Source organism: Pseudomonas putida (assembly GCF_001976065.1).
In the GTDB taxonomy this organism is placed as follows: Bacteria; Pseudomonadota; Gammaproteobacteria; order Pseudomonadales; family Pseudomonadaceae; genus Aquipseudomonas; species Aquipseudomonas serbica.
This window is the reverse complement of record NZ_MNAH01000001.1, coordinates 1,183,887-1,196,762: the sequence shown is the minus strand read 5'-3', so window position 1 is coordinate 1,196,762 and position 12,876 is coordinate 1,183,887. Positions and strand designations below refer to the sequence as shown.

12 protein-coding genes are annotated in these 12,876 nt (G+C 61.0%); 3 read left to right on the top strand and 9 right to left on the bottom strand.

What is annotated here, in order from left to right:
• Nucleotides 1-62: 62 nt before the first annotated feature.
• The 3 genes from BKX96_RS05490 (at nt 63) to hglS (ending at nt 3,984) form a co-directional block, all read left to right on the top strand.
• Complete coding sequence (locus BKX96_RS05490) at nt 63-1,514, top strand: flavin-containing monooxygenase (RefSeq protein ID WP_077182979.1); 1,452 nt, start codon at nt 63-65, stop codon at nt 1,512-1,514.
• Nucleotides 1,515-1,536: 22 nt separating this feature from the next.
• Nucleotides 1,537-2,493: an alpha/beta fold hydrolase gene (locus BKX96_RS05485; RefSeq protein ID WP_077182978.1), complete on the top strand. Its 957-nt coding sequence runs from the start codon at nt 1,537-1,539 to the stop codon at nt 2,491-2,493.
• 111 nt (nt 2,494-2,604) lie between these two features.
• The gene (hglS, locus tag BKX96_RS05480; RefSeq protein WP_077182977.1) at nt 2,605-3,984 is read left to right on the top strand and encodes a 2-oxoadipate dioxygenase/decarboxylase HglS; all 1,380 of its coding nucleotides are present in this window, start codon (nt 2,605-2,607) and stop codon (nt 3,982-3,984) included.
• 118 nt (nt 3,985-4,102) lie between these two features.
• Here hglS and BKX96_RS05475 read toward each other — a convergent pair whose 3' ends face one another.
• The 9 genes from BKX96_RS05475 to BKX96_RS05440 all read right to left on the bottom strand — a co-directional run bounded on the left by BKX96_RS05475 (nt 4,103) and on the right by BKX96_RS05440 (nt 12,834).
• On the bottom strand, nt 4,103-4,780 hold the full coding sequence (locus BKX96_RS05475) for a type 1 glutamine amidotransferase domain-containing protein (RefSeq protein WP_077182976.1): 678 nt from the start codon (nt 4,778-4,780) through the stop codon (nt 4,103-4,105).
• Between the two features lie 386 nt (nt 4,781-5,166).
• Nucleotides 5,167-5,748, bottom strand: a complete 582-nt coding sequence (locus BKX96_RS05470) for a hypothetical protein (RefSeq protein ID WP_046816274.1) — start codon at nt 5,746-5,748, stop codon at nt 5,167-5,169.
• Between the two features lie 86 nt (nt 5,749-5,834).
• On the bottom strand, nt 5,835-6,002 hold the full coding sequence (locus BKX96_RS32800) for a hypothetical protein (RefSeq protein ID WP_162837827.1): 168 nt from the start codon (nt 6,000-6,002) through the stop codon (nt 5,835-5,837).
• 11 nt (nt 6,003-6,013) lie between these two features.
• Entirely contained in the window at nt 6,014-6,256 is a 243-nt protein-coding gene (locus BKX96_RS05465; protein WP_046816273.1) for a hypothetical protein, read from the bottom strand.
• Between the two features lie 108 nt (nt 6,257-6,364).
• Nucleotides 6,365-7,438, bottom strand: a complete 1,074-nt coding sequence (locus BKX96_RS05460) for a lipocalin-like domain-containing protein (RefSeq protein WP_077182975.1) — start codon at nt 7,436-7,438, stop codon at nt 6,365-6,367.
• The gene (locus BKX96_RS05455; protein WP_077182974.1) at nt 7,428-9,899 is read right to left on the bottom strand and encodes an ABC transporter permease; all 2,472 of its coding nucleotides are present in this window, start codon (nt 9,897-9,899) and stop codon (nt 7,428-7,430) included. The genes BKX96_RS05460 and BKX96_RS05455 overlap by 11 nt, the downstream gene beginning before the upstream one ends.
• Before the next feature lies 1 nt (nt 9,900).
• Complete coding sequence (locus tag BKX96_RS05450; protein WP_077182973.1) at nt 9,901-10,569, bottom strand: ABC transporter ATP-binding protein; 669 nt, start codon at nt 10,567-10,569, stop codon at nt 9,901-9,903.
• Between the two features lie 112 nt (nt 10,570-10,681).
• Complete coding sequence (locus BKX96_RS05445) at nt 10,682-11,623, bottom strand: AEC family transporter (RefSeq protein WP_077182972.1); 942 nt, start codon at nt 11,621-11,623, stop codon at nt 10,682-10,684.
• Nucleotides 11,624-11,727: 104 nt separating this feature from the next.
• Nucleotides 11,728-12,834 carry a mandelate racemase/muconate lactonizing enzyme family protein gene (locus tag BKX96_RS05440; protein WP_077182971.1) on the bottom strand — a complete coding sequence of 369 codons (1,107 nt, stop codon included), beginning with the start codon at nt 12,832-12,834 and terminating at the stop codon, nt 11,728-11,730.
• Nucleotides 12,835-12,876: the final 42 nt, after the last annotated feature.

The following is a 12,876-nucleotide window of genomic DNA, read 5'->3' as shown; positions in this document are numbered from 1 at the left end:
CGCCTGCAGAAACGGCTATACATGAAGGTAAGGGTTGATTCTCGATGTTGAACAGGAGGCCCATGCAGACCTTTCAAGTGCTGATCATCGGCAGCGGTTTCGGCGGCCAGTGCGCGGCGGTCAATTTGCTCAAGGCCGGCATCACCGACTTTCGCCTGCTGGAACGGCGGGATTTCTTCGGCGGCACCTGGTGCCAGAACACCTACCCGGGCGCCGCGGTCGACGTGCCCTCGCCGCTCTATTCGCTGTCGTTCGCCCCCTACCGCTGGACACAGATGTTCGCCGAACAGGCTGAACTGCACCGCTATACCCGTTACGTGGTGGAGCACTTCGGCCTGCTGGAGAAGGTGGAACTGCAGGCCAATGTCGAGCGCGTCGAGTGGGACGACGTGCAAAAACACTGGGCGGTGCACACCGCCAAGGGCACCTTTCATGCGCAATTCCTGATCAATGCCACCGGGCCCTTGAGCCAACCGGTGGTCCCGCACTTCGAAGGGCAGGAGCGTTTTGGAGGCAAAACCTTTCACACCAACAATTGGGATCATTCCTACGATTACCGGCACAAGCGTGTCGCCATCGTCGGCAGTGGCGCCAGTGCTGCCCAGGTGATTCCGGCAATCGCCCCGGACGTCGAGCACCTGCATGTATTCCAGCGCACGCCGCATTGGGTGCTGCCTCGGGCTGACCGCACCTTCGGCCGTTTCCAGCGTTGGTTGCTGGGAATCAAGCCGGCCTACAAGCTGCTGCGCTGGATGATCTACTGGCAATTTGAAACCCGGGTGATTGCCTTCAAATACTCGAAACCGGCCATCCGAATGGTGCAATACCAAGCCCTGCGCTTCCTCAAGCGCCAGGTGCCGGACGCCGAACTGCGGCGCAAACTGACACCGGACTACACCATCGGCTGTAAACGGGTGATTCTGTCGAGCACCCTTTACCCCGCGCTGGGTCGCCCTAACGTGACATTGCACAGCCGCGAACAGGGCATCGCCGCCATCGATGAAACCGGCATCGTCATGCAGGACGGCCAGCACATCGACCTGGACCTGATCGTCTGGTCCACCGGTTACGACGCCACCGACGGGGTCATTTCCTACCCCGTCAGCGGTAAAAACCGCATACGCCTCTCAGACATCTGGGTGCAGTACCCAAGGGCCTACCTCGGCACCAGTCTGCCGGCCTTTCCCAACCTGTTTATCGTCACCGGGCCGAACACCGGTATTGGCCATACTTCGGCGCTGTTCATCATCGAATCGCAGATGAACTACATCCTCGATTGCATTCGCACGTTAAAAGCATGCGGTTTGCGCAGCATCGAAGTACGCCCCGAGGCAGAACGTACCTACACTGAAATGATACATAGAGAAATGCAGCGTACGGTGTGGAAGTCCGGAGGCTGCCACAGTTGGTATCAAAGCAAGAGCGGTCATGTGATTGCCATGTTTCCAGGGTTCAGTTTCAGCTTTCACCGTTTGACCCGAACCCTGAAACCGGCTGATCACATAGTGTCCTGATCAGATAGAAGGAAGACGCCTGATGCTTTTACTGGTTGTTGCTATCGCGGTTTTCGCCGCCTGGAGCTGGTTGAGCTACCCGGCGATCGGTTACTGGCTGTATGACTTGAGCGTGGCCGTCGAGGCCAGGTTGTACAAGCTGCACAAGATCGTCGTGCCCATCGCCGAAATGACCGTCTCGACCTGGCAAGGCGGGCCGTATGAGGCGTCCAGCAATGTATTGATGCTGCACGGCTTCAGTGCCGACAAGAACCTGTGGCTGCGATTTGCCCGGCACTTTGTCGGCAATTACCGGGTGATCATTCCCGACATCGCCGGGCACGGCGAAACCGGCTTCAAGGCGGGCGGCGGCTATGACATACCATTGCAAGCCAAGCGAATGATCCAATTGCTCGATGTTTGCGGGGTCGACAAGGTCCATGTCATCGGCAACTCGATGGGTGGCTACATCGCCGCCTGGTTGGCAGCCCACTATCCGGAGCGCATTGCCTCGCTCGCCCTGTTCGACCCTGCCGGGGTGACCGAACCGGAACCCAGTGACCTGGAGCGGCATCTGGCCAAGGGGCACAACCCGTTCCTGATTCACTCCCGGGAAGAATTCAAATACTTCTATGGCATGACCATGGCCGAACCACCGTGGGTACCGCGGGTGGTGCTGGACGCTATCGCCCATCGCTATCAACAGTCGCGTGACGAACTGGAAGAAATCTTCCGCGATTTTCGCGCCAGCCCGCCCATGGAACCGAAACTGCCGGCGATCAAGGCACCAGCGCTGTTGCTGTGGGGGCGCAAGGATCGCTTGATCGATGTCAGCAGCGTGGCCATCTGGAGCAAAGGCCTGGCGGATTTGCGGGTGGAAATATGGGAAGGCATCGGGCACATGCCGATGGTTGAATCTCCTGCCGGCTCGGCGCACCTGTATCGGGAGTTTTTGGCATCGCTGCGCTCAGAGAGCCCGCAGGATCAACGACTGCACTGAACTGGCAGTCCTTTGTAGAATGAAGTCCGTCAGAAACTTCGTTTGCCGGCGTCGCTGAAGGCTGCGATCTTTTCTTCCATCCTTCACGTCCACGCGCCAGGAATGTCATTCATGAGCCACCCCAGCTTCGTCAGCCCCGACCTGATCCGCCAACGCTTCTCCAAAGCGATGTCCGACATGTACCGCGAAGAAGTGCCGCTGTACGGCGCGCTGATGGAACTGGTGGAACAGACCAATCGCCACGTGCTGGACAGCGACCCACAAGTGGCCCGACAGTTGAACAACACCGGTGAAATCGAGCGCCTGGACCTTGAGCGCCATGGTGCCATCCGGGTCGGCACCGCCGCTGAACTGGCCACCCTCGCCCGCCTGTTCGCGGTAATGGGCATGCAGCCGGTGGGATATTACGACCTGACCCCGGCCGGCGTGCCGGTGCATTCCACCGCCTTCCGTGCCGTGCATGAGGCGTCGTTGCAGGTCAGCCCGTTCCGGGTGTTCACCTCGCTGTTGCGCCTGGAACTGATCGAAGACCTGGAGCTGCGGGCCTTTGCCCAGTCGGTGCTGGACAAGCGTTCGATCTTCACCCCCGCCGCCCTCAGGCTGATCGATCGCGCCGAAACCCAAGGAGGCCTCACCGAAAAAGAGGCCGACGAGTTCGTTGAACAGTCGCTGGAAACCTTCCGCTGGCACCACAGCGCCACGGTCACCGCCGAGCAATATCAGAAACTCAGCGCCCAGCATCGCCTGATTGCCGATGTGGTGGCGTTCAAGGGACCGCACATCAATCACCTGACACCGCGCACCCTAGACATCGACATCGTGCAGGCGCAAATGCCGGCGCACGGCATCACCCCTAAAGCGGTAATCGAAGGTCCGCCGCGCCGCCAGTGCCCTATCCTGCTGCGCCAGACCAGTTTCAAGGCACTCGACGAACCGGTCGCTTTCACCGATCAAGCCGACACCCGCGGCAGCCACAGCGCCCGCTTCGGTGAAATCGAACAACGCGGCGCTGCACTGACACCCAAAGGCCGGGCGCTGTACGACCGTTTGCTCAATGCCGCACGGGACGAGCTCAAGGATTTCCCCAACGAAGCCAACGCCGCTCGCTACAACGAATTGATGGCGCAACACTTCAGTGAATTTCCCGACACCCATGAGGGCATGCGCCAACAGGAACTGGCGTTCTTTCGCTACTTCGTGACGGAAAAAGGCCAGGCGGCCGATGAACTGGACACCTTGAGCCTCGAAGAGCTGGTCAGTGGCGGGTATCTGCGAGTTGAACCGCTGGTGTACGAAGATTTCCTGCCGGTCAGCGCGGCAGGGATCTTCCAGTCAAACCTGGGGGATGGCGCGCAAACCCACTACGGCGAGCACTCCAACCAGCAGGCGTTCGAAAAGGCCCTGGGGCGCTCGACCATTGATGAACTGCAGTTGTATGCACAAACGCAGCAGCGCTCGATCGAGCAGTGTCTTGCCGCATTGGGCAATTAATTAACACCTCCCCTGCAGGAGCCGGCTTGTCGGGTCGCCGCATCGCGGCGAAAGCGTGCGCAAGACTTACGCACTGTTCGAAGACGAGTTCGCCGGCAAGCCGGCTCCTACAAAGTGATCATTTCAACTTGGCCAACAAAGCTTCAGCCGTGGCCTGTGAAGACGCCGGATTCTGCCCCGTCAGCAACAGGCCGTCGGTTCGCACGTAGCTCGCCCAGTCAGGTCCCTTGGAAAAAATCCCGCCCTTGGCCTTGAGTTCGTCCTCCACCAGGAACGGTACGACATCGGTCAGTTGCACCGCTTCTTCTTCGCTGTTGGTAAAGCCCGTGACCTGCTTGCCCTTGACCAGTGGCTGGCCGTCGGCGCCTTTGGCATGACGCAATACGCCCGGCGCATGGCAGACCGTCGCAACCGGTTTGCCGGCGTTGTAAAAGGCTTCGATGAGGGCAATCGAATGCCGGTCTTCGGCCAGGTCCCAGAGCGGACCATGCCCGCCTGGATAGAAGATCGCGTCAAAATCCTGCGCCTTCACCGTGCCCAGTACGACGGTAGAGGCCAGTGCGGACTGAGCCGAAGGGTCCTGGCGAAAGCGTTCCGTGGCTTCGGTTTGCGCATCCGGCTCGTCGCTCTTGGGGTCCAGCGGTGGCTGGCCGCCCTTGGGCGAAGCCAGGGTCAGTTGAGCGCCAGCGTCCTTGAAGGCGTAATAGGGTGCAGCGAATTCTTCCAGCCAAAAGCCGGTTTTCTTGCCGGTGTTACCCAATTGATCATGGGACGTTAGAACCATCAGGATTTTCATGTCGTCGTCACTCCATCGCGGGGCTGCAGGCAAACTGATAACAGTTAGTTACAAGTTTAAGCCCGGTGGATATTTCAGAACATAACAACTGCGCCGTTCATTCGATTGAAAGTGCAGTCATCCATCGTGTAGAAGAGTTCGCCCAGTGCAATGGCCTCGGCAATCCTTGCACTGGTAAAGAACCCTGGCACCGGGCGAACGGGATGTATTTTAATAGATGTTTACGGATATGTCCGCGCCTTAAACATGAAATTTGCTGATACATACCCTATTAGATGTCGGCTTAAATACCATTCAAAACCAACAACTTAAACTCACTGGTTCGACCAAAGTAGTTGATTGTTCCTATACAAAAGTTGTACAGGAACAATCAATTGAGAGATCACTCAACTTTTGGCTTTGGTGGTCACTTGCAGAATGTCGGTGTATGTCACGTACACGCTTTGTCCGACTTTAAGGTCCTTGAGCTTGGCTTGAACTTTCGGATCTTCGACAGTGATGGTTTTGGTTTGCCCCTGCGGGTTTTTAAAGGACACCTGGTTTGTCTTCAGGTCGATGTCGGTAATTTGCAGCTGGACTTGCACCTGACGATAAGCTTCGCCGCCAGGGACGTTCCCGGGTGCGTTGCGGGCTTCACCGACACGCTCCGAGCTGCCCGGCAAGCCTTTGTCGACATCGGTGTCGAGGTAGGCCGCGACGGAACGGGTGACCTTGATGTCGACCTGGTCGCCGGCCTTGAGGTTGCCGAGGTTTTTCGCCTTGTCGGTCAGTTGCACATGAACCTGGCGACCTTCCGGCCCTTTAAGCACCACTTGATGTTTGGCGGCATCGACCGAGACGACTTCGGTGCTGATCTGGTCAGCTTCCACGACGGCAGACAACGGAATGTCGTCTGCAACGGCATTAAGACTGGCGGCGGACAGCAAGGTGGCAAGGGCGACGGCTTTGGTCAGTGCATTGAGTTTCATAGGCAGAACATTCCCTGTGGTAAATGATGACAAACGGCGCGCAAGCGAAGCCGCAACGCCGTGTGTGGGATGAGCATAGACGCTGATCAGGGAGTGTTCGCAGTTTCTTGAGCGGTGGATTCGCCGCTGGTCGTACCTTTGCCGCTTTCCTTGCGCCGGGTCGGATCAGTGGGGCGCAGGGCGTCGTTGTCACGCTCGGTTTCTCCGGGCGGCCGAGGCTCGTCGGGGTGCTGCGTATCGGGTGTGGGTTTCATGGGCATCCTCCTCATGCTTCAGGATCATCGAGCTCCCGGGCCACGTTGATCGCCGGGGAGTCCTTGTGGGATTGTTCCGCCCTGGCCTTGAGTTCCTGCCATTGTTCGAGATCGATGGCGCCCTGCCCCAGCAGATCGTCCGCCAGACGCTGCAAATCCATGTAATAGGAGTCGGGGGACTGCTGCCAGTACGCCTCGTCTTCGAACAGGCGCTGCCATGCGTCCAGGTCGGGCGGTGTAAGGTCTTCGCGCATGGCGGGCTCCAGCAGAGGCATTCGTACGGTAGAGAGGTGGACACCCCACGGAGTTCCGGTTGATTGTCGAACCCTGTGGGAGCTGCCGCAGGCTGCGATTCTTTGGTTTTAATAACCGGTCATTTCCAGATACCCCTGCCCGCCATGGCTGCCGCTCAAACGCACCGGACCTTCCCAGTAAGGGATGCGCAGATCCATCCAGGCATTGGGGTTGAGGGCGCTGATGACGATGTCGAGGTGTTTGCCGGGGATCTGGATCGACCAGCGCACGGGCATCGAACGCCCGGCCACCTTGGCGGTATCCTGCGGGGTAAGGCGGATGTCGTCGGCGGTGAGCATTTGCGTCTGGCCCTGGGCGTCGATCCAGGTTCCCGTCAGGTAAGGTTCGCCATCCTTTTGCCGCATGCGATAAAGCATCACCTGCTCGCCGCCGGCCAGGTGCAGGGAAAACCAGTCCCAACCGCTCTGATTGGCGGTCAGGGGTTGACTGCTCCATTCCCGGTCAAGCCAGGCGGGGCCGCTGACCTGAAAACGCTGGCCGTCGATCTCCAGTGTGCCGCTGGCCTGGAAAAACGGCTGGCTGTAGTAATAGGACGCCTGGCCCTGTTCGGATTTCTGACTGAACCCCTTGTCGCCCTGCAGCACCAGCGGTCGATTCGCGGTCAGCCGCAGCTGGTAGCTAAACGCCTTGTCGCGGGCGCTGAGCTGCAGATCGGCCAAGGGATCAGCACCGGTTGCCTGAGTGCTGAAGCGCCAGTCGTCGATCCACGCGTTGAACGGCGTCAGGCTCACGCCGGCCTGTCCCACGCCGCCCCGGGCATAACGCTCGGCGGCGTGATGCACCGAGGCCGATGTTACCGCCGCGTGGCCCAGCCATATCGTCTGGCTGCCCCAGCCAGCCGTCTCGGGCGCCGCCTTCAAGGCACTGCGAAAAAGTGTCCATTGCACGCCGAACTCGCGGCCCTGATCATCCTTGAGGTTGGCGGTGACGTACCACCATTCGATGCGAAAACCATCATGAGGGCCATGATCCGCCGGGAAGCTGAACACCCGGCCGGGCACAACCTCGGCAAACGCGGCGGCTTGTTTGCCAAGGCCGGCGAACCCCTTCTCCACCGGCGCCGGCTGATCGCAACCAGCGAGCAACGCGACGGCCAGGCATAGCCCGAGCTTAATCCTCATGGGCAAAGGTCCTCAGCAGGTCCGCCGGTTGCGTGCGATACAGCGAATACAGCGGCCACGCCGACGCCAATAAAGTCGCCAACAACGCCAGCCCCATCAACTGCAGCAATTGCTGGGGAAACACCTGCAGCGGCAGGCGCCAGCCAAACGCCTGGACGTTGATCACCGCGTCCAGGCACCAGGCCAGCGCGATACCCAAGGGCAACGCCAGCACCAGGGTCAACAGCGCCAGCAGCCAGGTTTGCCCGAGGTTGAGCAGCATCAGTTGCCGGCGGGTCACGCCCAGCGCCCACAAAGGCGCCAGTTGCCCGAGACGGCTCTGACTTTGCGTCAGCAGGCTGATGAACAGCGCCACGCCGGCTACGCAAAGGGTCAGGCTATTGAGCGCGGCGGTGGCAGCGAAGGTGCGCTCGAACACTTGCGTCGACCAGCCCTTGAGCCGGGCCTGGTCGACAATGCGGCTGTCTTCCAGGGCGAAGCGTGCTTGCAGCGCCGTCACGAACGGCGTTATCAATGCCGGCTCGATGCGCAGGTTGAAGCGGTTCGGCGTCAGTTGCGGCCAGGCGCGCAGCAAGTGATCGACGTTGACCAGCAGGTGGCCCTTGGGATTGCCATAGTCGGCGTAGATGCCGACGATGCGCGGCGACCATGGACCGTTGGGCGTGGCAATCGTCAACTGATCGCCGAGCGTCACCTTCAAGCGCCGCGCCAGTTGTTCGCTCAGCATCATCGTGTCGTCCGCTGCCAGGCGATCCCAGGCCTTGTCGTCCAAGGCTTCCAGCAACGGCCAGTGCTGACGATAGGTCGGGTGATCGATCACGCCAAAGACATCCGCCGGCCAGCCTTGCAATTGAATGGAAACCTGCCAGTTGGGCAACACCGCCGTCAGCTGCGGTTGTTGCTTGAGCCAGTCGTGCATCTCCCGAGCCTGGGCCGGGTTCTGTGGATTGAGGTAGAGCTCGGCAGTCAGCCGTTGTTCCAGCCAGTGGCTGAAGGTCTGGCGAAAACCGGCGGTCATGCTGCCGGCACCGATGTTGGCCGCCAGGGCCAGCAGCAGTGCCATCAGCGCCAGGCTCAAGGCCGGCAGCTGCTGGCGGCAATCGGCGACGAACCACTGGCCGAGCACCGAAGCACTGCGGTGGGCCAGGCCATTGAGCACGGCATTGAGCACCACCGGCAGCGCCAACGCGGCGCCCAGCAATAGCGTGGCCATGAGCACAAAACCACTGGCCAGGCTGTCCCCGCGCAGCAAGGCCAGCAACGCAATGCCCAAGGCCAGCGCCGCCACCCAGCCCTGACGGCGCAACCAGCGCGCATGGGCCTGGTGCCAGGCCTGCGGATCGGCCAGGGCCAGCAACGGCAAGCGCGCTGCACGCCACACACTGTTGGCGCCGGCGAGCGCGGCGCCGAACAGGCTCAGGCCGACGCCGCTGAGCCACCACAGCGGGCTCAGGCTCAACTGCCCGGCCACTTCGGCACCGTACAACCCGCGCAGGCTGGCGGCGACATCCGGCAGCAACACGCTGGCCAACAGGTAACCGCTTGCGACCCCGGCCACGCCGCCGATCAAGGCCAAACCGCCCAGTTCGACGGCAAGACAGGCAATAAGCATCCGTGCGCTGACCCCGCAGGCACGCAGGGTCCGCAGTAAACCGCGACGCTGTTCCAGCGCCAGCCCTATCGCGGCGTGCACGATAAACAGGCCGACCACGAACGACAAAAAACCCAAGGCATCCAGGTTCAGGTGAAAGCTCTCGGTCAGGCGCGCCAGATTGTTTTCTTCGCCGCGGGTCTTGAGTTGGAGTTGTCCCTTGAACGGCTCGGGCAGTGTCGCGGAGAAATCCCCGGGCAGCAGCAGACGTGACAACTGATCCGGCAAACCGAGAATCTGCTGGGCAAAACCGATGTCCACCAGCAGCACCCCCGGCGCCATGTCCGCTTGAGCGAGCAGCGGCGGCAAGGCCCGGCCGTTCAGTGCCAGCGGCCGCTCCCCCTCCTTCAGCCCCAGTCCTTGCAAGGTCTGCGGTGCAATCCAGGTGCTGCCTGGCGCTGTGAAAAACTCGACGACCTGCTCGATGGCCAAAGCCTGCCCCGCCACCTCGGACCCGGCCGGTAGCGACACGGGCTCGATGCCCATCAGTTGCAGCCGCTGATCCTCATGGCCCTTGAGCGTCAGCCGGCCCTGCAACACCGGCGACACCGGCCACCCGGCGCGGCGCAGGTCGACAAACAGTTGCTGGGAGAAAGTCCCGCCACCGGGCGCACTCAGGCTGGCCTGGGGTTCACCGCCGATCAGCTGACTGGCCCGGGCATAGCTGTCCCGCGCCTGGCTGTTCAACGCTTGCACCCCGGTCAGCAGACTGGTGGCCAGCCACAGCCCGGTCAGCACGCTGAAAAACTGTACCGGGTGCTGTCGCCAATGACTGAGCAGCGCGCGCAGGGTTTCGCGAAAAATGCGCATCTCAGCGGGCGTCCACGGCTGCCAGTCGACCGCCGTGCAGCACCACCTTTTCGGCCATTCGCGCAGCCACACTGGGGCTGTGAGTGACCATCAGCAGGGTCGTCGGCGTGTCGTCGAGCAACTCCAGCAGCAACCTCAGCACCTCGTCGCTGGTGGCTTCATCGAGGCTGCCGGTGGGCTCGTCGGCCAGCAGCAACTTGGGTCGCGACGCCAGGGCTCGGCCCAAGGCGACCCGTTGTTGCTGGCCGCCGGAGAGTTGTTCGGGGTAGCGCCGCAGCAAATCGCCCAAGCCCAGGCGCTGCACCAGATGCGCCTGCCAGCACGGATCATGGCGGCCGGCAAGGCGCGCCTGAAACGCCAGGTTGTCCTCCACCCGCAAACTGCCGATCAGGTTGAACTGCTGGAACACCAGGCCGATCTCGCAGCGGCGCCAGCTCGCCAGCTGCCCTTCGTTCATCTGTTCCAGTCGATGCTCACCGCTGCGGATGCTGCCGCGATCGACCTTGTCCAGCCCGGCGATCAGGTGCAGCAAGGTGCTCTTGCCACTGCCCGACTCGCCCATCAGCGCCAGGCTGCTGCCGGGTTTGAGGGTCAGGTCGACACCCTGCAACACCGGCAATGGCCCTTGCGGGGTGACGTAGCTTTTGAAGACACCCTGGACTTCCAGCATGGGAGAACCCGTTCGATGAGCATGGGCCAAGGATAGCGGTCCGCAATGGTTTTTGTCCGTTGCCGATTGCGGCCCTGCGCGGGCACCGCCCTACCCTGGAAGCGATCAGCAGTCAGGCTGCGGCAAGCCCTCCATCAATCAGGTAGATCGCGAAAGAGAACGTCACGATCGACAGCACCGTACTGACCAGGATGGAGGTCGCGGCTTCACTCTGATAGGCACCGGTCTGGTTTGCGAACATCGCCGGAATAGTCGCCGACGGAAGCGCGCAAAGCAGGATCATCTGTTGAGCGTAAAGCCCATGAGTGCCCAGTACCACAGTGGCGGCGAACATCAACACCGGATGCACGAGCAGCTTGAGCCCAAGGTTGCCCCACACCTCACCCGACATTTTCAGTTTCTCGGACGACATGATCAGTCCCAGGCACAGCAGGGAGACGCCAGGCGTTGCCTTGCCGAGAAGATTGAGCGACTCCGCAGCAATCGGCGGCAGCTTGACCTGCAGCAGCGAAATCAGAATGCCAAGGGCCGGTGCCCACATCAGCGGACGGCGGACCGCTCCCGACAGGCTCGACACGAACGCCTGGGTGCCACTGCCCTTTCCATCGGCAATGGTGAGCAACATGGTTGTCAGGGGGATCATCACCAGGCTCGCGACCAGGTTCAGCACCAGTACTGAATAAATACTGCCGGCGCCGTACATCGTTGCGAGGATCGGGATGCCCATGAACGCCGCGTCCGGGTAACCGTTGACGAAGCCCTTGAGCGTTGCGACCTTGAGATTACGCGTGGTGAACCAGCCGATCGCGAGCGCTATCGTGTACATGCCCATGATGCCGATAAAGGTAGCCGCGACGAATTTGAAGTCGAAGAGCTGTTCACGGGGTGTGCTCGCCATCCCGACAAACAGCAGTGCCGGGAAGATCCAGCCGAGTACCAGCCGGCTGATCAGCAGGCTGTCCGAATGGGTAAGCCGTCCGCGCTTGCCAGCGATGTAGCCAAGCGCGATTACAAAGGCGACGGGCAAAATGGGTCCTACGATTCTGTCTAACATGTGCTCAATCCTCGTATTTATTTTTATCAAGAATGTCGTCGTGGCTGATCGAGGCCGATACGGCGGCCTCGATCAACGCGGCAATGGCCAGGCGGCCGTTGCGGTTAAGGTTTGAAGCGGTAGTCTCGAATGACGTCCTGGTCCGGCTCGATTCCGAGCCCCGGTCCTTGCGGTACGTCGATGCGGCCGTTACGCGGAATGATGGCGTCGCCATAGAGCTGCGCTTCGAGATCGAAGTAGCGCCATTCGACCAAGGACTTCGCGCCGCCGAGAGCAGCACTGCCATGCACGGCGGCCAATAGGCCCGGGCCGTCATAAAAGGCGTGGACCATCACGGTGACGCCATGGGCATTGGCCAGCGCATAGACTTTTTGCAGTTCGGTAATGCCGCCCATCTTGGCCGGGCTAGGCTGGACGAAATCGACCGCGCCGGCTTCAAGCAGATGCTGGAAGTCCATCAGCGTCGAAGCGTTCTCACCGGCTGCAACCGGGATGCCGCCGTGTTGGCGCACCCTCGCCAGACCCGCATAGTCTTCCGGCGGCCACACCGGCTCTTCGATCCAGCGCAGATTCAAAGGACGCAGCTTCTCGGTCATATCGAGCGCTTCGCGAACCGACCACGGGGCGTTGACGTCCAGGGTGATTTCCACACCGGGGCCGGCGGCTTCGCATGCAGCGCGAATGACATCTGCATTCACCTCATGCAACTTGAGATGACGGAAACCGCTGTTGACCGCACGCTGAACATTGACCCGAATCAGTTCAGAGTCGGCATAGCGGATCAAGCTTGCATAGGCCGCCAACGACGTGGCCTCGCTGCCACCCAGCAACTGGTAGATCGGTTTACCAGCCGCTTTGCCGGCGATATCCCACAACGCGATGTCAATTGCCGACAGGCCATAGATGAACGCGCCACTGCGACCGAAGACGTGAAACTTCTTCTGCAGATCCCCCTGCAGTTTTTCGCGCCGCGTCACATCACTGCCAATCAGCTCAGGCGCGAGGATCGTGTCGATCACGACTTTCACCGCGGGTATCGCGGTGAAGCCGAAGGTTTCGCCCCAGCCGACGATACCCTCGTCCGTGGTGACTTTAACCAACAGGGAATCGACCATTTGCAGGTCTTTCGGGCCCCAAACCCCACCGGCCGACGGACCACCCGTAGTGAAGGGAATCCGAAGCGGAATGGTTTCGATGCTGGCAATTTTCATAGGACTTCGCCTCAAGCAGGTTGCATGGGTGGCGCGGCGATT